At 38.4% G+C, this 20,316-nt stretch carries 20 protein-coding genes and 1 riboswitch; of the genes, 11 read left to right on the top strand and 9 right to left on the bottom strand.

Annotated features, from left to right (window positions below; all coding sequences use genetic code 11):
• Positions 1-127 precede the first annotated feature (127 nt).
• The 3 genes from OU989_RS05990 (at position 128) to OU989_RS06000 (ending at position 3,249) form a co-directional block, all read left to right on the top strand.
• Positions 128-1,174 (top strand): DUF418 domain-containing protein, encoded by a 1,047-nt coding sequence (locus tag OU989_RS05990; protein ID WP_274796207.1) that lies wholly within the window; start codon positions 128-130, stop codon positions 1,172-1,174.
• 139 nt (positions 1,175-1,313) lie between these two features.
• Positions 1,314-1,973, top strand: coding sequence for a hypothetical protein (locus tag OU989_RS05995; protein WP_274796208.1), 660 nt, complete (start codon positions 1,314-1,316; stop codon positions 1,971-1,973).
• Between the two features lie 25 nt (positions 1,974-1,998).
• Complete coding sequence (locus OU989_RS06000; RefSeq protein ID WP_274796209.1) at positions 1,999-3,249, top strand: glutathionylspermidine synthase family protein; 1,251 nt, start codon at positions 1,999-2,001, stop codon at positions 3,247-3,249.
• A 58-nt stretch (positions 3,250-3,307) separates the two neighbouring features.
• Here the strand turns inward: OU989_RS06000 and OU989_RS06005 are convergent, their stop codons facing one another.
• Positions 3,308-3,781, bottom strand: a complete 474-nt coding sequence (locus tag OU989_RS06005) for a YbaK/EbsC family protein (RefSeq protein WP_274796210.1) — start codon at positions 3,779-3,781, stop codon at positions 3,308-3,310.
• A gap of 306 nt (positions 3,782-4,087) precedes the next feature.
• Here OU989_RS06005 and OU989_RS06010 point away from each other — a divergent pair, with 306 nt between their 5' ends.
• The 3 genes from OU989_RS06010 to OU989_RS06020 all read left to right on the top strand — a co-directional run bounded on the left by OU989_RS06010 (position 4,088) and on the right by OU989_RS06020 (position 6,074).
• Positions 4,088-5,179, top strand: a complete 1,092-nt coding sequence (locus tag OU989_RS06010) for a PstS family phosphate ABC transporter substrate-binding protein (RefSeq protein WP_404809735.1) — start codon at positions 4,088-4,090, stop codon at positions 5,177-5,179.
• Positions 5,180-5,210: 31 nt separating this feature from the next.
• Positions 5,211-5,306, top strand: a riboswitch (guanidine-I (ykkC/yxkD leader).
• 112 nt (positions 5,307-5,418) lie between these two features.
• On the top strand, positions 5,419-5,760 hold the full coding sequence (locus OU989_RS06015) for a DMT family transporter (RefSeq protein ID WP_274796212.1): 342 nt from the start codon (positions 5,419-5,421) through the stop codon (positions 5,758-5,760).
• Positions 5,760-6,074 (top strand): DMT family transporter, encoded by a 315-nt coding sequence (locus tag OU989_RS06020; protein ID WP_274796213.1) that lies wholly within the window; start codon positions 5,760-5,762, stop codon positions 6,072-6,074. The genes OU989_RS06015 and OU989_RS06020 overlap by 1 nt, the downstream gene beginning before the upstream one ends.
• A gap of 44 nt (positions 6,075-6,118) precedes the next feature.
• Here OU989_RS06020 and OU989_RS06025 read toward each other — a convergent pair whose 3' ends face one another.
• The 4 genes from OU989_RS06025 to OU989_RS06040 form a co-directional block, all read right to left on the bottom strand.
• Positions 6,119-7,003 (bottom strand): glycine betaine ABC transporter substrate-binding protein, encoded by an 885-nt coding sequence (locus OU989_RS06025; RefSeq protein WP_274796214.1) that lies wholly within the window; start codon positions 7,001-7,003, stop codon positions 6,119-6,121.
• Positions 7,004-7,088: 85 nt separating this feature from the next.
• On the bottom strand, positions 7,089-7,943 hold the full coding sequence (locus OU989_RS06030; RefSeq protein ID WP_274796215.1) for an ABC transporter permease: 855 nt from the start codon (positions 7,941-7,943) through the stop codon (positions 7,089-7,091).
• The gene (locus tag OU989_RS06035) at positions 7,936-9,135 is read right to left on the bottom strand and encodes a quaternary amine ABC transporter ATP-binding protein (RefSeq protein WP_274796216.1); all 1,200 of its coding nucleotides are present in this window, start codon (positions 9,133-9,135) and stop codon (positions 7,936-7,938) included. Before OU989_RS06035 ends, OU989_RS06030 begins: the two co-directional genes overlap by 8 nt.
• Before the next feature lie 158 nt (positions 9,136-9,293).
• A complete protein-coding gene (locus OU989_RS06040; protein WP_274796217.1) occupies positions 9,294-9,929 on the bottom strand; it encodes a GntR family transcriptional regulator in 636 nt (211 codons plus the stop codon).
• Between the two features lie 271 nt (positions 9,930-10,200).
• Between OU989_RS06040 and OU989_RS06045 the strand changes: the two genes are divergently transcribed.
• The 4 genes from OU989_RS06045 to OU989_RS06060 are packed head-to-tail and all read left to right on the top strand — an operon-like array spanning position 10,201 to position 13,722.
• Positions 10,201-10,932 carry a GTP cyclohydrolase II gene (locus tag OU989_RS06045; RefSeq protein ID WP_274796218.1) on the top strand — a complete coding sequence of 244 codons (732 nt, stop codon included), beginning with the start codon at positions 10,201-10,203 and terminating at the stop codon, positions 10,930-10,932.
• A 15-nt stretch (positions 10,933-10,947) separates the two neighbouring features.
• Positions 10,948-12,060, top strand: coding sequence for a bifunctional diaminohydroxyphosphoribosylaminopyrimidine deaminase/5-amino-6-(5-phosphoribosylamino)uracil reductase RibD (gene ribD / locus OU989_RS06050; protein ID WP_274796220.1), 1,113 nt, complete (start codon positions 10,948-10,950; stop codon positions 12,058-12,060).
• Positions 12,057-13,142 carry an FAD-dependent oxidoreductase gene (locus tag OU989_RS06055; RefSeq protein WP_274796221.1) on the top strand — a complete coding sequence of 362 codons (1,086 nt, stop codon included), beginning with the start codon at positions 12,057-12,059 and terminating at the stop codon, positions 13,140-13,142. The genes ribD and OU989_RS06055 overlap by 4 nt, the downstream gene beginning before the upstream one ends.
• 16 nt (positions 13,143-13,158) lie before the next feature.
• Complete coding sequence (locus OU989_RS06060; protein ID WP_274796222.1) at positions 13,159-13,722, top strand: 5' nucleotidase, NT5C type; 564 nt, start codon at positions 13,159-13,161, stop codon at positions 13,720-13,722.
• Positions 13,723-13,764: 42 nt separating this feature from the next.
• On the opposite strand, the gene solA is transcribed toward OU989_RS06060, so the two are convergent.
• The 4 genes from solA to OU989_RS06080 form a co-directional block, all read right to left on the bottom strand.
• Positions 13,765-14,880 (bottom strand): N-methyl-L-tryptophan oxidase, encoded by a 1,116-nt coding sequence (solA, locus tag OU989_RS06065; protein WP_274796223.1) that lies wholly within the window; start codon positions 14,878-14,880, stop codon positions 13,765-13,767.
• 124 nt (positions 14,881-15,004) lie between these two features.
• Positions 15,005-16,354, bottom strand: coding sequence for a uracil-xanthine permease family protein (locus OU989_RS06070; RefSeq protein ID WP_274796224.1), 1,350 nt, complete (start codon positions 16,352-16,354; stop codon positions 15,005-15,007).
• Positions 16,355-16,409: 55 nt separating this feature from the next.
• Complete coding sequence (gene guaD, locus OU989_RS06075) at positions 16,410-17,777, bottom strand: guanine deaminase (protein ID WP_274796225.1); 1,368 nt, start codon at positions 17,775-17,777, stop codon at positions 16,410-16,412.
• Positions 17,778-18,099: 322 nt separating this feature from the next.
• Complete coding sequence (locus OU989_RS06080; protein ID WP_274796226.1) at positions 18,100-18,987, bottom strand: LysR family transcriptional regulator; 888 nt, start codon at positions 18,985-18,987, stop codon at positions 18,100-18,102.
• 119 nt (positions 18,988-19,106) lie between these two features.
• On the opposite strand from OU989_RS06080, the gene OU989_RS06085 reads away from it, so the two are divergent.
• Entirely contained in the window at positions 19,107-20,291 is a 1,185-nt protein-coding gene (locus OU989_RS06085; protein WP_274796227.1) for a YbfB/YjiJ family MFS transporter, read from the top strand.
• Positions 20,292-20,316 lie beyond the last annotated feature (25 nt).

The raw sequence follows: 20,316 nt of genomic DNA on the forward strand, positions 1-20,316 counted from the left end.
AAAAGAGGTTAAAAAACTACTAGGCTATTCTTTTAATTTGTAAGGTTGCTGTAAGCTTAAAAGAACATAACTGTAAGGATGGGGCGTTATGCTAGCTATAGCATAAAAGATAAGGAGTTAATGCAACATGAATCCATCCGTAACTCAGAAAGAACGAATTATTTCCTTAGACATTATTCGAGGATTAGCGTTATTTGGTATTTTATTTATTAATGTAGGTGCCTACCAAGTTCTTATTGAAGGTGGCCCAATGCCTGATTATAGTGGCATCAATGGTGTAATCAATACACTTATTGATATATTTATCGAAAAGAAATTCTTTTCTATTTTTTCATTCCTGTTTGGTGTTGGTTTTTATATTTTCGCTACTCGTGCAGAAGCGCGTGGAGATAGACCGAGATGGCGCTTTGCAAGACGGTTATTGGCATTATTGATTATTGGTATTATTCATATTTTTCTATTTTGGGGCTCGATCCTAGCCATTTACGCAGTGCTTGGATTTTTATTGCTGCCATTTTATTCAGCAAAAGTGACAACAATTAGTAAATGGTTAATGGCTATTATCACGCTTTATATTCTTGCTTTATTAGGACAAATATATATGCCTGCTAATACTACAATGTCAGCTATTTATGGCTTTGTAGGTAATGATGCCGTCTCTATTTTCATTATGTTTTTAAGTGGTTTTTTAGCAGCAAAAGCCGGCTGGATTAGCCATATAACAGAGAATATGCAAAAAGTGAAATGGCTACTTTATGTGACAGGTCCATTATTTATCGGATTTTCATTATGGATTTGGTTGGCATCGCAAGCAGATGATCAACATATACAATCTATTCTTGGCTTAGGTGTTATTCCGACAACATACTTTTATTTAACATGTTTGTTTATAATATTAGAGCATAAACAAGTAGTGAAACTTCTTCAACCAATCGGACGAGTGGGTCAAATGGCATTTACCAACTATTTAGCACAAAGCTTTATCGGTACTGCTATTATTTCACTAATGGGTTTAGAGGTTGTCTCACCATCAGATATTGTTGTAATAGCGAGCATCATTTTTATTATTCAAATTATTTTTAGTATGCTTTGGTTTAAATTCTTTACAATCGGACCATTTGAAAAGCTATGGCGATATATGACATACGGTAAAAGAGCGGTGACAAAGCAATGATAAAATTCTTGGAATCCCAAACATGTAGTTTGGGATTTTTTCCTGGAGAAATAAATATTGTATGATTTTGTAAAAAGTGAAACCTACTATTAATCACATCCGTAGATTAGTTACATGAAATAAAGGAGCATTTGAAAATATGGCAAAACAAATAAAAAAATATATGGCTGTAACAACGGCATCTTTTATGGCTGTACAGCTAGCCGCATGTGGAAATAGTGAAACACAAATAGTAGAGGAAAATCCTACAACAACATCTGCTACTAATCCGTCAAGCGAAGAACAAACTCAAGCAACGAGTGATGAATTAATAAATGTTTATAATAGCGAAATGGCTGATGCCTGTGATGAATGGCAAGAGGGGGACGATGGTTCCTATGAATGTATCGATGAAGATTCCCCGTATTATTCTCAGCATTTCTTTAATGGTCTCATGTATGCAACGGCGGGCGCAATGATCGGAAGTGCCATTTATAAAAGCCGCAATTTAAAAAATGGCACAGATCGAGATGAACAAAGCGGGGGTGGTGGTTCTACTGTACCTCGATCAACCCAAAATGCTAAGGATGAAAGTAAAACAAATGGTCTCACGAACAGCACTCAAGAAAAGGCTGGTACAACATCCAGTAGCTCTACACCGAGTAGTTCAAACTCCTATTCAAGTGGTCAGCGCTCCTATTCAACGGACAGCTCATCAAAAAGCTCGAACTCCTATTCCAATAGTTCTTCCTCCTCTAGTACAGGGAAATCTGGCTTCGGTTCAGGCGGGGCCTCTCGTGGCGGCTCGTCCTCCTCGTAAGTTTGAAAAGGGAGCATAAAAACTGATGAATTATACACAACAACGACAAGCATTCTATTCTAAATTTCCCCATTTCTTCCCTGATTTTGAGGATTTAGAGTACGCACTTTATGATGTTTTAGAATTGCCAAAACAACAAATCGATCAACTTCACTATGCCACACAAATACTTTGGCGTATCTTTTTAAAAGTAGGGAAACAATTTAAGCATTTATCGTGCGATCAATTATTAGCCTTAGGAATTCGTCCCGAAATGATACCCTATATTCAACTAGATTATTTACAGCAGCAATCTGTTCTGGCTCGCTTTGACTTTATTTGTACAGAGGATGGTCATATTAAATGTCTAGAGTTGAATGGGGAAACACCTTTTCTTGTACAAGAAACCTTTGAAATGAATGAACAGCTCTGTCAGCATTTTAGTTTTAAAAACCCAAATGATGTGACCGCTTTACAAAAAACGTTGTCAGGTGCACTTTTTGCTGCTATGCAATATGTAAACGATGTTAAAAAGCCAAAGATTGTGATCACCGGAAAAATGGCAACAGAGGATTATGAAGAGTATTGTCAGGTGCAATTTATTAAGAGCTGTATTCCTTTTGAAATTGAGTATGTACCTATTCAGAAACTAACCATTTTTTCTAGTGATACGTCAAATGTGTCTCAAGGTCTTTATACACCTGCTATGGAGAAAATTGATATTTTATTTCGTCCTGCACATCCTGCAGAGTTTTTAATAGATGATATAGCTTCAGATGGGGATCGTATTGGGCTACAATTATTAGAACTTGTCAAAAAGCGACAGCTAGCCATCATTAATCCACCTGCAGCTTATGTCTTACAATCGAAAATCTTATTATGGTTAATATGGGAGCGGAGAAGTGACCCACTACTCTTTACAGCAGAGGAAAGAGCAGCAATTCAGCAATTTATGCTACCTACATATCTTACAGCAGAGCCTTTTATTCGTGAGGATATGCCTTATGTGAAGAAACCTGTTTATTCACGTGAAGGAAATACTGTGGAGATTTACGAAGGTAGTGGGAAGAAACTAAATGCCTCTCAATCCTCCCATTATGATGATAATTTGTTTATTTATCAGCAGTATATAGAGATGCCTAACATAACGATTCAGCTAAAAGAGGGATATCAGTCTAAAAAATGGCTAATCGGTTCATTTGTTGCTGATAATCGAGCGTGTGGTTTAAGCTGTCGCGTCGGCAATCAGATTACTGAATGGGATTCACATTGGTTAGCAGTGGGTTACAAGGAATAGTAAGTCATTAATAGTAGAATCGGCGAGACCTTTTGATAAGTTTCGCCGATTATTGTTTTTAATCATTCCAGCCCTTACATACATCAACCCATTCTTTATAGGGAGTATACGTTTCGAGTTCTGAAATGGTTACCTCTATGGCAGAATTGCTACTACCGCATGCTGGAAATACAGTTGTGAAGCGTTTCAGTGAGTCATCTAAATAAATGGCCACCCCTTCGTTTACACCAAAAGGACAAACGCCTCCAACATCATGCCCAATCATTTTTTCAACGTCATCCCTTGCTAGCATCTTAGCCTTCGTCCCAAAGACCGCTTTAAATTTGGCATTATCGATTTTAGCATCGCCTGCAGCAACAATTAATACGGCACCGTCATTCACCAGAAAGGATAAAGATTTTGCTATACGTTCAGGCTCACAGCCGAGTGCCTGTGCAGCTAATTCAACGGTTGCAGAACTTTCTTCTAATTCTTGTATCTTGTGCTCAACATGCCATTGTGCTAAATGATTACGTACTTTTTCAATTGCCATATGTACAACTCCTCCTACTTATCTCTATTACATTCGACATAGTGCTATCCAGTTTAATACTTTTTTAAAAGTATTACTCTAACGAAATGCTAGCCTTTGCAACCAAATGTTAAACCTTTGAAATTAAAGCTATGCCGAATCAGGATAAATTTAATTTTAACATAATTTTCTGAATAAACAGTTGTGAATGCTTTATCTTTCCAGTACGATTAGTTTAGAAGTGTAAAATTACACTGGAGGAGGGTATCTGATATTAGAATTATACAAATTGTATCGGTGTTAATTGGTTTATCGGTTGTCACATTAATGGCTGCGCTTATTGTTACACTGAATGGAAGTATACATTTTATGCATTTAGTGTTTACCGTGCCTGTTTGTTTATTTGTCTTTTTTATATCTAGCATGTTTAAATGGATCAACACTAAGAGAAGAAGAGGCTTGTTATTTGGTGCTATGGGGATTGCCTTATTGATTGCGTCCATCAAACCGATTCAACATTATTATAAAATGAGTATCCCGACTGTCGATGCAGAAATTGATGTAACGGCCTATCAGCCATTTGCACAGGGCAATAAAGTGGAAAAGACTGACGCAAAAGCATCCTTACAATTATCGGAGTCATTACCACGTTTAGATGGTGCGACGGCTCTGTATCCTTTGTACGCAGCTTTTGTAGAGGCCACTTATCCAAAAAGTGACTATGCTCCGTATAATAGTAGAGTACAAGTTAATCGCACACCTGAAGCTTATCAAAATTTAATTACAGGAAATGTTGATCTTATCTTTGTGGCAGCACCGTCCACCTCACAGGAATGGCAAGCAGAAAAGGAAGGTCTGACGTTAAATATGACACCAATAGGACGAGAGGCATTTGTCTTTTTCGTGCACCATAAAAACAGTGTCGATAATTTAACTCTAGAGCAGGTGAAAAAAATATACGCGGGCGAAATTACCAATTGGCGAGAGGTAGGTGGCAGGGACGAGACAATTCGTGCTTTCCAACGTCCAGCAGATAGTGGCAGTCAAACAGCACTAGAAAAATTGATGGGCAATACGCCATTGATGAAAGCACCTTCTGAAGACATCGTGTCGGGAATGGGAGGAATCATCCGAGAAGTTTCGCAATACCGAAATTATAAAAATGCCATAGGCTTTACGTTTAGATATTATTCGACAGAGATGGTCAAAAATGAAAAAATTAAATTATTAGCTATTGATGGAGTGGTACCGACTAAAGAAAATATTCAAAATGGTACATACCCTTTAGTATCAGAATTTTATGCAATCACAGCAGGAACAGAAAATCACAATGCACAAAAATTAATTGATTGGATTCTTTCTGAGGAAGGGCAAGTCATGGTTGAAAAGGTTGGCTATGTACCACTGGAAAATCATTAAATAGTTTGCTATACTAAGAGTAACAATCGAATGAATAGTTTTCTAGGGTTCCGTAGCCTTGCTAGTCTGGTCCGAGAGAAAACCACAAATTGATTTTGTGACACGGAAGGATAAAAGCCTGGGAGATACTGTTTTTAAAACAGTTTCTTCAGGCTTTTTTTGTTTGGCTAAAATTAACTCACAAAGTGAATGCTAAACAACGGTTAATCATCCGTGACTTATAAAATGGAGGGGTTTTTATGAATAAACAGTGGATAAGTGTCATTGTAGCGGCTTGCTTTGAAGTATGTTGGGTCATTGGTTTAAAGCATGCAACAAGTGTATGGGAATGGCTAGGTACTGCCATTGCTATTTTTGTAAGTTTTTATCTGCTTATTAAGGCAGGGGAGCATTTACCAGTTGGTACGGTTTATGCTGTCTTTGTCGGTTTAGGGACAGCTGGAACTGTTTGTGCGGATAGCTTGTTATTTGGGGAGCCATGGAAATTAGCAAAAATAGTATGTATTGTAGTGTTACTCGCAGGAGTAGTCGGCTTAAAGCTTGTAACTGGAGAGTCAAAGGATCAAGAGGTGACTGAATAATGGCATGGATGGCATTAGTGATTGCAGGATTGTGTGAGATGATGGGTGTATATATGATCAGTAAATATAACAAGATGAAAAGTATGAAAAATTTAGGATTACTGATTTTTGCATTTACCTTAAGCTTTGCAGGTCTTGCCTATGCAATGGAAACATTGCCAATGGGTACAGCCTATGCTATTTGGACAGGAATCGGTGCGGCTGGGGGAGCACTGCTAGGAATGCTATTTTTTAATGAATCCAAGGACTGGCGCCGTATTGTTTGTATTATCCTTGTATTAGGGGCGGCAGTCATGTTGAAGTTGTTATCATAATAAACAGGCACTCCTGCATAAGCGGAAGTGCCTGTTTTCTTATATTATTTCTTTACATCTTTTGTCCATTCAGCTACCTTATCTGGATTAGCTTCTACCCATTCTTTCGCAGCGTCTTTTGGATCTTTACCATCCATTACTTCTAGCATTACGCTTTCTAAATCTTCTGCTGTCCAGTGGAAGTTATCTAAAACAGAGTATACATCTGGTAAATCTTCTTTCAAGCCTTTACGAACAAATGTATTAATGGTTTCTTCTCCACCATATACACCTTTTGGATCTTCTAAGTATTTAAGATCATATTTCGCAAATTTCCAGTGAGGTGACCAACCTGTGACAACAATCTCTTCTTCATTTTTCAGCGCCTTAGCCAATGAAGTTGTCATTGCGCCAGAAGAAGAAGTAATAAAGTTCCAATCTGCTAAATTATCATATTCTTCTATTGCTTTTTCCGTAGCAGCCGTAATACCAGCACCCGGTTCAATCCCAGTGATTGTATGATCAGCTTCATTTGTTAAATCTTCAATAGAGTTCACATTCATATAGCTTGGAACAACTAAGCCAATTTTTGCACCAGCAAGGTTTTCTCCAAGCTCATCTAAATCAGCTTTATATTTTTCGTACTGTGATGCATGTGTATGTGGTAACCATGCAGCAACCATTCCGTCAGCTTCCCCTTTAGAGACAGCCTCCCACATAATTGCATTATCTAAAGGAGTTAATGTCACATCATAACCTAAATCTTCGAGAACTTGCCCAACAACATTCGTTGAGGCGATTTCTGTATCCCACTCAACATAGGCAAGGTTTACCTCCTTAGAATCACTGGTTTTTCCAGAGCTTGAGCCTGAATCGCCTCCACTACATGCAGCGAGCATGAAGCCTAGACCTAGAGCCATTCCTAACTTTGATATTGTCTTTAGTTTCATCGAATCTCCCTTTCTATTTATCATTTTATCAAACTGCCAACACCATCCATAAGGTGCATGCCGGCGAGAAAGATTAACTATGTTTCTATAATGCTTTCTTTTTATTAAAGCTTTGTGTTAAGCGGTCAATAATAATAGCAAAAATAACTAAGCCTAGGCCTGCAACAAAGCCATTCCCAACTTGTGTACGTTGAAGGGCTGTTAATACCTCTCGTCCTAGACCCGGTGCTCCAATCATAGAAGCAATAACTACCATAGAAAGTGATAGCATCACGGTTTGGTTAATTCCGGCCATAATCGTAGATTTAGCCAAAGGAATCTCTACTTTAAATAGTTTTTGACTAGCGGTACTACCATAGGAGTCTGCTGCTTCGACTAATTCCTTCGGTACTTGACGAATACCGAGGTTTGTCATACGTACTGTTGGGGGTAAAGCGAAAATAACAGATGCAAAAACACCAGGCACAATCCCGATGCCGAAGAAGGCAACTGCTGGGATCAAATAAACAAAACCAGGCATTGTTTGCATGAAGTCAAGTATTGGTTTAATAATGTTTTCAGCTATTGTAGATTTCGACATTAGAATACCAAGTGGAATACCGATAATGATGGATATAATACTTGAAAAGAGCACGAGTGTAGTTGTCTCCATAAGGTGTGTCCATAGTCCTTGATTATAAATAAACAAGAGACCTATTAATGAGAATGCAGCTAGCCCGAATTTTTTGCCTGAAACGAAGAAGGCAAATATCACTACAAGTAATATAAGAATAATGGCTGGGATACCCATTAATAAATCAGTGACCTGATTCATGAGTAGTTTTCCAAATTGCTGAATAGAGTTAAAGATCGTTGAAAAATTACTCGTCAACCAGTCCATAGCTGATTCTACCCATTGAGCTAGTGGTATTGTTGGAATATTATCTAAAAAATTATTCATGTACTTCGGCCTCCTCATCGCTCGTTGAAAGTGCTTGGATGACAACGCCCCTAATGAGAACCCCTAGTAAGCGGTCATCTTTTACAACTGCGATAGGAGTAGGTGAATTATAAATCATCCCTAGAATATCTTGTAATAGCATATCTGGTGGAACGGTTAGCACCTCTGTTTGCACAATGGAGTGGACGGTCTGTTCATGCTTTTTAGCTGCAGCTAGTGCATCATCCGCAGTAATATAGCCTTTTAAGTGTCGATTTTTATCAACAGCCATTAATAAACTAACTGCTTCTTGTCGCATGCGTTTGAGTGCTACTGTAGGGCCATCCAAGTCTACATTAACGTAAACAGGTCGTACCATAACATTTTCAGCTGTTAATACTTTAGAACGGTCCACATCCTCTACGAATGTTTTGACATAATCATTTGCTGGGTTGGTTAATATTTCTTCCCCTGTACCAATCTGAATGATAGAACCATCCTTCATAATAGCGATCCGGTCCCCAATGCGTAATGCTTCATTTAAATCATGTGTAATAAACAAAATCGTTTTTTTCAATGTTTGTTGTAGATCAAGTAGTTCATCCTGCATTTCTTTACGAATCAAAGGATCTAGTGCAGAAAAAGCTTCATCCATTAGCAGTATTTCAGGGTCATTTGCAAGTGCACGCGCTAACCCAACACGCTGCTGCATACCACCAGATAATTGACTTGGATACTGATCTTTGTATGCAAGTAATCCAGCATTTTCTAGAGCCTGTTCAGCTTTTGCTTGTCGTTCTTCCTTTGAAATACCACGAATTTCAAGGCCGTATTCGGTGTTTTGAAGTAGTGTACGATGGGGGAATAAACCGAAGTTTTGGAATACCATACTCATTTTGTTTCTTCTTACAGTCCGTAGACTTTCTTTTCCCATTGTAGAAATATTTTCTCCATCAATATATATATTTCCGCTCGTTGGTTCAATAAGGCGGTTTAAGAGCCGTATAAGGGTTGATTTGCCACTACCTGACAAACCCATAATGACGAAAATTTCTCCTTCATTGACAGTAAAGCTTGCATCGTATACACCAACAGTTGCACCTGTTTCTTTTAAGATATCAGTCTTACTTTTTTGTTGCTTAACGAGTTCTAGTGCTTGGGGAATATGTTTGCCAAACACTTTCGATACGTGTTCTATTTTAATTTTTTCCATAGAAGCACTCCTTTCGTAAATTATTACTATGTGAGGATAATGATACCCAAAAATAAACAAGTAACAACTTTACTGTAGCAAAGGGTTGTTACTTTTGTCAAATCGACAAAAAAGAAAAAAACCGCTTAAACGCTGTTATATCAGCGCTTAAACGGATTTTAATTTGGATATAAAAAGCTTTGAACTCTGGCAAAGCTTTCATCATTACCGACAAAATAAATAATGTCTCCCTCTTCGAATGAGACATAAGGTCCAGGGGATAGTAATAATTCATTACCACGTCGAATTCCTACAATGGTACTTGATGTATTTTGCCAAAAGTTTAATGCTTGTACTGTTTGATGAATGCAAGGGCTATCAGCTGTCATTTCTAATTGATAGGGAATGAAAGGATTGACTGAGCGGAAATGCTCTGTGCGGCTAATTAGCTGCTTTGCTTTATCTTGTAAATTAATTAATTCATGATGCTGTTTTTGGATGCTAGTCAAAAGTTCATTTTGTATTTCATGTATAGATTGAACATCATGAAACTGTCTAACGAAATGTGCCGCTTTTTCATAAGATTTAATGATAACTCCACTACCTTTTGAGGCCTCTACAATTTCTAAGTCTTGTAAAACAGCAATGGCTCTTCTTGCAGTTTCCGCCGAAACATTATATTGACTTGCTAAAGAGGATCTTGCATATATTTTATCGCCAATTTGGTATTTTCGTTCCACGATCTTTGATGCAAGGTCATTGGCTATTTGTTGATATTTTGGCTGTTTTACTTGAACATTTTTTTCTAAGTTCATTCTTAACTTCCTTTCGTCATTACAGGTACCACAGCTTATTATAGACTAGCCTGCACAGAAAAAATAGCATCTCCATAAGCTAGTAGTATATGATGTAAAAGTAATGTTAAAATTTTTGTATCTTATATTTATAATCAAAGAATAATAGCTGTTGATTGACACTTTTTAGTTATTATTATAAACTAAGTTACGTTATGTAAGTGCTGTGAAAATACATGTGCTCAGTTGGTGTATTTACCCCAACTGTTTCTATAGAAGGTTGGAGATTATAATGACAATTACGACTAAAGTTATGGACTTAGTGAAAGATAAAATGACAATGGTGAAGTATACCGACACAGAAAATATTTGCCTTGTTGGACCTGTAAATTTACCGATTAAACAAGGTGATTTTTCTGCCGCATTTCAATGGTATAACTGGCTTAAAGTTGATGCAAATTTATCAAAAGAAGAAATCATTGATGGATTAGCCACTGCCAATTTAGCCTTTTTACAGCAATCATCAGTCCTTGTATATGGTGATTTTACCCATTCAGAAGATGCTTTAATCCGAATGCATAGTATTTGTCACACAGGTGACATATTTGGCAGCCAACGCTGTGATTGTGGCTATCAATTGCATGAGTCCATGAAAATGATTGTGGAGCATGGCTGCGGAGCAATTTTTTATTTAGCAGACCATGAAGGCCGTGGTATTGGTTTATTCTCTAAATCTCTTGCTTATTTATTACAAGAGGAAGGGTTAGACACGGTTGAGGCAAACCATGCTCTTGGCTTCCCGGACGATACTCGTTCTTATGAAGAAGCACTTGCCGTTCTAGCTACGCTGCGTTCTAAACCGGTAACACTTATTACAAATAATCCTAAAAAACTGGCTGCTTTACAGGATCGCGGCTTGGCAGCAGAAGGGCATGTACCTTTATGGGGTGGGTTGACGGAGACGAACCGTTATTATTTAGAAACAAAGGTTGAAAAATCTGGACATATACGCGAAAAGCAATGAGTGGAGGTTACGATCATGACGAATTTAGATGAAAAGTATATGCAATTAGCACTAGATTTAGCAGCTAGTGCGAAAGGAAATACTAACCCAAATCCACTTGTTGGGGCAGTCATTGTGAAGGACGGCGTGATTGTTGGCACAGGCTTACACAGAAAAGCAGGTGAACCTCATGCAGAAGTGCATGCTTTTCGCATGGCTAGTGAACATGCGCACGGTGCGACGCTCTATGTAATGCTAGAGCCCTGCTCACATTATGGCAAAACACCTCCTTGTGCGAATTTAGTGAAGGATTCTGGAGTACGTCGTGTTGTGGTTGCTATGCAAGATCCTAACCCAGCTGTAGCAGGGCGTGGCATTCAATTGCTTCGAGATGCTGGAATAGAGGTAGAAGTGGGGATTTTAGAGCAACAAGCGCGCCGTTTAAATGAACGCTTTATTCACAATATGTTGACGCAACGCCCCTTTGTCATTTCAAAATTTGCTATGACTTTAGATGGGAAAATTGCCACACATACAGGGCATTCTAAGTGGGTGACAGGCGAGGCAGCGCGTGAGGATGTGCACCAAATTCGTCATGAAGTAGATGGAATTTTAGTAGGTGTTGGTACAGTCATCGCTGATAATCCTACTTTAACAACAAGATTAAAGGAAGGGAATGGAAAACATCCAACACGTATTATTATGGATAGTTCTCTACGTACACCTGACCTTGCGAATGTGTTAAATACAGAGCAAGCACAAACGATTCTTGTTTGTAGTAAGGACGTAAGCCAAGACAAGATTGATCAGTTTACAGAGAAAGGTGTCACGGTTTTACCTGTGGGCAAAAATGAACACGGACTTCAGATTGATGAGATGCTTGAACAGCTTTATCAACTTGGCATTACAGATATTCTACTAGAAGGTGGAAGTAAAGTGAATGCTTCATTTTTACAGCAAGGAGCTATTGACAAGTATGTGGTGTATATTGCCCCTAAAGTTCTGGGAGGGAATTTATCGTTAACGCCATTTGCTGGCCATAATCCCTCTTTTATGAACGAAGCATGGAATGTTGAAGTTACTACATTTGATAAAGTCGGCGAGGATTTGCGAATTATTGCCTATCCAAAGCAAGGTGAGGAAAAATGAATTACCATGCGGATGTATGTATAGTAGGAGCAGGACCAGCTGGAACATTGCTGGCCTATTTATTAGCCCAAAAAGGGTTATCCGTGATTCTACTAGAGCAGAACGCAGCACTCGGCCAGGCATTTCGTGGCGAGCATTTAAATGAGGAGGGCGAGGCTGTTTTAAAAAACCATCATCTTTTTGAAGCAGTCGAATCCCTTGGCGTATTACGAATGGAGAAGCTTGAGTATTACGCAGATGGTAGACCTTTTAAAACGATATATCCTGATGAGGCAGTAGGGCATTTAGGTATACATGTACCGCAAAAACATTTATTAAAAGCCATTATACAAAAAGCACAATTATTACCCAACTTTACATGTTTACTACATACAAAGGTAATAAAGCTCGTTATGGATGCATCGGGATATTATAAAGGGATCACAGCAATAAAAGGTGGGGACACGATAAAAATCAATAGTCAGTTAATAATCGGTGCTGATGGCCGCTATTCTACCATTCGTAAGCAAGCACATATTGATGCTCAAAAACATAAACATGGCTTTGATTTACTATGGGCTAAAATTCCTGCCCCTCCTGGCTGGGAACCATCAATTAAAATGGCATTAATCGAAGATAAGCAACTGTCATTGTTTACACAAGTCGGGGGCTTTATTCAAATTGGCTGGAATATTGAACAAGGGAGCTTCCCGCAGCTTCGAAAACAAGTGTTTACACCATTTATACAACAGCTTTCGGATGCATTTCCAGAGTTAGCGAAGACCGTGACGGAGCGTATAACATCTTGGCGTGATTTTGTGTTGCTGGATGTCTTCAGTAGCCATTGTCATAGCTGGGGGACAAAAGGTCTTGTCTTGTTAGGGGATGCTGTTCATACTATGACACCCACTGGCGCCTTTGGGCTTAATAGTGCACTGAAGGATGCAGAGTGTCTTGCGTCATTACTAAATAAAGACACGCTAGCACATTTTAATGTACAAGATTTTCAACAAATGCGTAAGCAAGCCATTGAAGAAGTATTAGCAAAACAAATTGAAAAAGAGCAAACATTTGCTGATAATTTCATCAATAAGGCTTCTTGAAGGGACGAACAACTAGATGAAGTTTGGCTTTGATATAGATGACACATTAATTGATTTACGAGCACATGCCTTTTCTCTTTACAATCAAAAACTAGGGAAGAATGTTTCCTTTGAAACCTTTCAAGCCTTACTACGAGTAGAAATTCATGAACCTTTTGGTTTAACGGATGAGGAAGGTTCAGCAATGTGGAATAGCACATTAGAGGAAATTTATTTTACGGACTGTCCTCCTTTTAAGGACGCCTTAGAAACACTGCAAGCTTTAGCCGAGTCAGGACATGAGATTTACTATATTACTTCTCGTCCTAAGCAGTATTGTGCGCAAACAAAAGCATGGATGGAAGAGCAAGGTTTCCCCATTACCGAAGGACGTTTTTTCTGTGGGATGCAAGATACAGAAAAAGTGGCCATTATAAAAGAGCTTGCTTTAGATATTTATGTAGATGATAAACCAGCTGTGCTGGAAACGCTGAACGACGTAAGGACTAAAGTTATGTTAAAAAATCAATCCTATAACCAACATGTGAATCTACCACGCTTATATGATTGGCAAGAGTTTCAAGGGATGCTACAAAAATAAAGGATTGGTGCAACGAATACCGTTGTACCAATCCTTATTTTGTTAAAATCGACTAAGCTGAAAGGTTGTTAAATCCTGTTTACTTTTGCCGTCAATGATTAAATCCGCTAATACTTCTCCAACGGCACTGCTAAATTTAAAGCCATGTCCAGAAAAGCCTGCAGCGATGATGATATTTTGATGTTCAGGTAAAAAATCGATAATGAAATCTTCATCTGGTGTCATCGAATATTTACATGTTTTTCCGTATTTTAATGCTCCGTGCTGGGGCATGAACTGATCGATAAAGTTTTGTAAGTCAACGCTGTCGGCTTCATCAAATGGTCGTAACGGTTCATTTGGATTAATCGCTTCACCGCCATCATGTCGTCCAAGCTTCAATCCTGTCCCATCAATACTTGGAAAGCCATAGTAGGTCGAATCGGCAAATTCAAAGCAATAGGCTGGAAAAACCTCGTCATGATAAAGCTGCTCATCTGCGTCAAACCATGCAAAAGTTTTCCGAGTTGGTGTTACTGGAATAGTTATACCAAGCGTTTGGAGTAACTCCGTTGCCCAGGCACCTGCAGTTACAATTAAGTGCTTCGCCTTGTAGATGTTTTGTGCTGTTTGAACTTGTACCATTTCTCCAGCTTGGATGGTCAGTACTTTTTCGTTTGTCTGTAGGCTTGCCCCGGCTTCTAAAGCTAATTTTTTATAAGCTCGTATACACGCTTCCACACGAAGGACACCTGCTGTCGGCTCAAAATAAGCTACTAAATTTACTGGCAAGGATAGCCCTGGCCACTTATTCATTGCTTCAGCTGCTGAATAGTATTCGAGTGCTAAGCCATAAAATGCTGCACTAGCTTTCACGTTCTGAATAAAAGCACATGTTGGTTCGCCAATATTTACTACCCCTGTTTGTAAAAATAAATGTTCGTCTGCTAGCGTTTCGAGCTCCTGCCAAAGTTCCCCAGCTCTTTTGACAAAAGGCACATAACTAGCGCCTTCCCCATAAGCATAACGGATAATTCGTGTGTCCCCATGATGGCTACCTTCCTGATGAGGGGGAGTATAAGTATCTAGCATAAGGACTTTTTTTCCAGCCTTAGCTAAATAGTAACCAGCAGCCATTCCCATAGAGCCAGCACCCACAATTATGACATCATATACCATTTTAATCCCTACTTTTTTGCTCTAGTATAACAGATGAATCGTTAAGGAAACAGAAATTTTTGAAAGTAAATAAGCACAGCACCTACTCTCCTAATGGACGAAGGTGCTGTGCACGTCAGATTTACTACTTTGAGCTTGGTAGAACTTTGTTGAGGATAATAGCAACGAGGGCAGCAGTTGCTATGGGTGAGCCAAATAAATATTGAACAGTTGTAGGTAACGAGTATAAGAAATCATCAGGCAATAAAGAAAGAGCTAACGTTAAAATGATAGGGATTGCTATCACATACATTTCCTTTTCACCAATACGTTCATTTTTCATGACCTGTAAACCACTAATGGCTATTATGCCACAGACAATCACAAATACACCACCGATGACGGCAGACGGAATTGCTGAAATCAGTGCAGCTAATTTACCAGAGAACCCGAAGACGATAAACCAAATACCCGCAGCGATAAATACTCGACGGCTTGCAATCCCTGTAATAGAGATAACACCTGCATTGGTAGAGTAGCCCGTAACTGGAGTTGATCCTAATAATGAAGCAATAAAGCAACCAATTCCTTCACCAATAACACCACGATTAATTTGTTTATCGGTTAATGGTTTGTCGATGACATTGCTGATCGCAAACCATGTTCCAGTAGTTTCTGCCATTAAGACAATATAAATAATGACCATTGTGATAATTGCTGAAATATTAAAGCTAAAGCCAAAATCTGCGAAGGGAATTTGTGGCATACTAAACCATTTTGCTTGCGATACTGCTGATAAATTTAAAACACCCATCATATTTGCTGCAATACTACCAGCGATTAAGGTAATGATAACGGAAGTAATACGGAATAGACGTCCTTTTTGATGAAAGACCGTGCCTAACATAACACAAATAATCAAGACAACTGCTGAAATTAACGCTAAATAGATATTTTGGTTAATGGATGCCCCTGCTCCATTAAAAATATTATCACTTAAACCGACAGGCATTAAGGATAGACCAACCACAAAAATAATTGTTCCTCCAACAATTGGTGGAATAAATGTTTTGACAATTTTATTGAAGATGCCTGTATAGCCTAAAATAATGACTAAAATAGCTCCTATTAAGCTAGCACCTAACACAGTGCTCCAGCCTAAATTACCACTACCGCTTGCTGCATAGATCCCAACAATGGCGCCGAGTGGGACATAGGAAGGGCCTTGTGCCATCGGTAATTTCATACAAAAATGTGTTTGTACAATCGTTGCGATTCCTGCCGCAATAAACGTTGATTGAATTAATGCACTTGCCTGGCCAGTTTGTAAGCCGATAAGCATGGCAATTAAAAATGGGACTACGTAAACATCCATTGCCATGACATGCTGTAACCCTAGAAGCGCTGATTGACCAATCGAGACTTTTTCATCTGGTAATACGGTTAACTGGGTTTTTCTTGTTTCATTAGTTTGTTTACTAAGTTGCGTTTCCACGAAGATGTACACCTCAAATAATTATTTAGTTACTATAGAAATTAGAGAATCAATTTTACACTCTCGTATGAACTTTATTTCCTTGCACCCAAACCTCACGAATATTTTCTGGAAGTACAAGATACATCATTTTTTGAAAAATATCGCGTAAATCTTCATTCTGATCAAAAATAGGGAGCTTGGCAGAAGGGATTTTTGTATCAATGATCTGTACATCCCATGTATAGTGTTCCTGTAAACGGCCTATTGGAAGGCTTAGGCTTTCTCCACCGCCAGCTGTTGCTAAATAAAATGCCTCATTAATGGTAATACGTGAATTTGGCACACCACGTTGATCAGCCGCTATAGCTGTATCTACACCATCCTCTAACATTCTCGATGACATAACAGCCTGTCTTGCATTATCAAAAAGACTTGGAGAAAATCCTCCTGAAACATCTGAGCCTAATCCAATATCAACACCCATCGCATGGAAGCGGGCGATAGGAATGACACTATTAGCAAAATAGGCATTGGAGATTGGACAATGGCCAATGGCAGTACCAGTTTCAGCAAATAGTCGTGCATCGTCATCACTTAAGAAATTACAATGTGCCATGACAGATTTTTTACCTAATAAACCAAAGTCATGTAAAGCAACAGCATCATTTTTATTAAATCGTTCTTTAACATAGCCATGCTCCCAGTCACTTTCGCTACAATGCGACTGAATATGTGTATCATATTTTGCAGCTAATTCACCTAAACCTTTTAAGGCATTGTCAGTACAGCTTGGTATAAAACGTGGTGTCACAACTGGATAGACACCTTGTTTAGTTGTTTTGGCTAGTTCTTTTACTGCTAAAATAAACTCTTCTGTATCGGCTAATGCTGTTTGTGTGTTTGCATCACGATAAAAATCTGGATTTTGCTCTGGATCATCCATGACCACTTTTCCGACTAGTCCTCGTTGGCCCTTCTCTGCGCAAATTTTAGCTAAAAGAACGCTTGCCTCTTTATGGACTGTCGCAAAATATAAGGATGTTGTTGTTCCATTGGCAAGAAGCGTGCCTACTAAATCCTCATAGACCTCTTGGGCAAACGCTAAATCCGAAAATTTTGATTCGATAGGGAAAGTGTATGTGTTCAGCCAATCATAAAGAGGAATATCTAGAGCTGTACCTGATTGAGCCCATTGCGGCGCATGGACATGTAGATCGACAAATCCTGGTAAGAAATATTGCCCTTCAGATAATTGATGGAAATTATTTTGATGTTGATATGTAGTTAATAGTTGCTGGTAATCAGTATGTTCAGGAGCGATTGTTTTATCAATCATGCCGTCAGCATTAATGAAAAATAAATAATCTTTTAAGATTTGAACCTCAGTAGCAGATTTACTTGTAAATGCTGTCCCTTTGAAAATATGCGTATATTCAGTCATAAAAACCACCTTAATGTTCGTTTATTGATAATAACATGGATTATTATAGGCTATTTAAACTATCAAGTCTATAAAAAAGCGAATATTGATGGATTAACAAGAGGATTTAAAGAGCATTTTCAACTACTATTTGACAGCTTTGACAAGCGTTGATGGATGGATAAACAAAGTAATTTGAGAGCGTTACACAAATTGGATAGTTTGCCGTACTAGCTGCAATAAGACTACTAGTAGTCTTAGACATTTAGATGATAAGCAGAAGAAGCTAGAAAGGAATCGATGATGAATTTCTCGATTCCTTTGAGATTGGACACGTTTACTATCAAATCGATTGATTGATGATGTGGAGAAAGTTATTAAAGGATGAGGAATGATGCTGTTCATTTTTTCTAGTACAAAGATAGATAGGACGCTGAATATCGATATCCTTTATAAAGACACGTGATACTTGTTGCTGTTGGATAAAGCTAGAGGCTGCAATGGAAGGGGCTAGCATAGTACCGAATCCTGCTGCAATAGCATGGATTGATTCATTAATTCCATCTAGTTGTAGTCCGACCTGAGGTGGGGGAATCTTATGCACCTTACATAAAGCATTTAAGTATTCTTTTGTGGAGCTACCATCTTCCCTTGTGACAAAGGGCTGTTGCATAAGTTCTGCTAACGATACAGTTTGATCCGCTAGTGGGTGATTATAGGGCGCGATAAACCAATAATCTAAGTTCATTAAAAATTGATAATTGATATCTGGGTGATGTCCATCCTCTTTGACAATAAAGGCTAAATCTACCTTATAATGCAGTAATTCCTCAATTACTTGATGCGAGTTAGCCGTTTTTAAATGAATATTTGTAGCTGGATAGATTTGCTTAAAATAAGCAAGCCATTTGGGTAATAAAAAGTGAGAGGGGACATGTGTAGATGCGATTTGCAATTCTTCGTTGCCAGTATTTTTTAGCTGCTCTATTTTATTTTCGATATCCTGCTCTAAATCAAATAATCGCTGAGCCTGTTTATATAAAAAAGCGCCATTTTGTGTTAGTGTAATACCTCTCCCTTTAGATTCCAACAAGGTTAAAGCTAGTTCCTTTTCTAAATTTCGTATTTGTATAGTGACGGCTGGCTGACTTATCATAAGAGCTTGGGCAGCTTTGGAAACACTATTGAGCTCGGCCACTTTCGTAAATAAACGTAGTGCATGTAAATTCATGATAGACACACCTTTTATAAATTATTTTTATGCTTTTATATACATTATATATTAGATTTATTAATCTTCACTCTGTATTCTTTTAATTACAGTAGGGAACTGGGGAGGGGGATGAACACTTGAATCGACAGCATATGGGGATTGTTTTTGGAGGAATATTATTATTGGTTGTAGCGATGGGGATTAGTCGCTTTGCTTTTACACCGATTTTGCCATTTATGCGCCGTGATGTAGGATTTTCATTAGAAGTAGCTGGGTTTTTAGCCTCAAGCAATTATATTGGCTATTTTATTGGAGCATTATGGGCGGGCTTTATTTATCGTCAACGCAAAAAACTTTTATTGGCAAGTGTTGTTTTCAACGTCCTTTCAGTAGGCTTAATGGGATTAATAGAGCTGTATAGTGTATGGCTAGTGCTTCGTTTAATCGCAGGTATTACAGGGGGCTTAATTTTTGTCTTAACGTCTAGTATTGTGATGGATTATTTGGCGAAACATTCACTGTCACGATGGTCTGGCTATGTCTTTAGTGGGATTGGTTTAGGGATTGCAATTTCAGGTTTATGTGTACCTATTATTGAAGCTAAATTTGCATGGCAAGGTACATGGCTAGGATTAGGAATATTGTCAGCGGTTTTTTTACTCATGACAACTATTTTGTGGAAGGGTTTAGAGACTGGGGACGGTTTAAAAGTTGCAAAATCACTCGATACGAAAATGACAAAGGGCTTTATGCCATGGCTGATCGTGTCTTATGGATTAGAGGGCTTAGGTTATATTATTACAGGAACTTTTTTAGTTGATATTATTCATAATATCCCTTCTCTACAGGCTTATTCCTCGTATAGCTGGGTGATGGTGGGGTTAGCAGCGATACCATCAGCACCAGTCTGGACAGTTTTATTAGAAAAATTTTCGGCAATAAAAATTTTGTTTGTGGCATACATATTTCAAGTGATAGGCATCTTGTTACCCGTATTTTCACAAAGTGTATGGAGTGTATTGTTAGCATCGTTTTTATTCGGTCTAACCTTTGTAGGAATAGTCACACTAACAACATCCTATGCACGTCAGCTTTTTCCGACCCAGAGCGGATTCGTTGTATCTCTATTAACAACCTTTTATGCTTTTGGACAAATTATTGGTCCAATTATCGCAGGAAAACTGGTAGAAGTTTATAGCAGCTATAAAGCAGCACTTGTCTTTGCAGGGGTAATTGTATTTCTTGCATTACTTGTCATGGTTGTTGGCAGGTGGCTCACTGTCAAAAAAGAAGCTGTCGCTGAACAATCCATTTCAATATAACGCATAAAAGCCAGAAATCCTATTG

This window comes from Lysinibacillus irui, assembly GCF_028877475.1.
Taxonomy (GTDB): Bacteria; Bacillota; Bacilli; order Bacillales_A; family Planococcaceae; genus Lysinibacillus; species Lysinibacillus irui.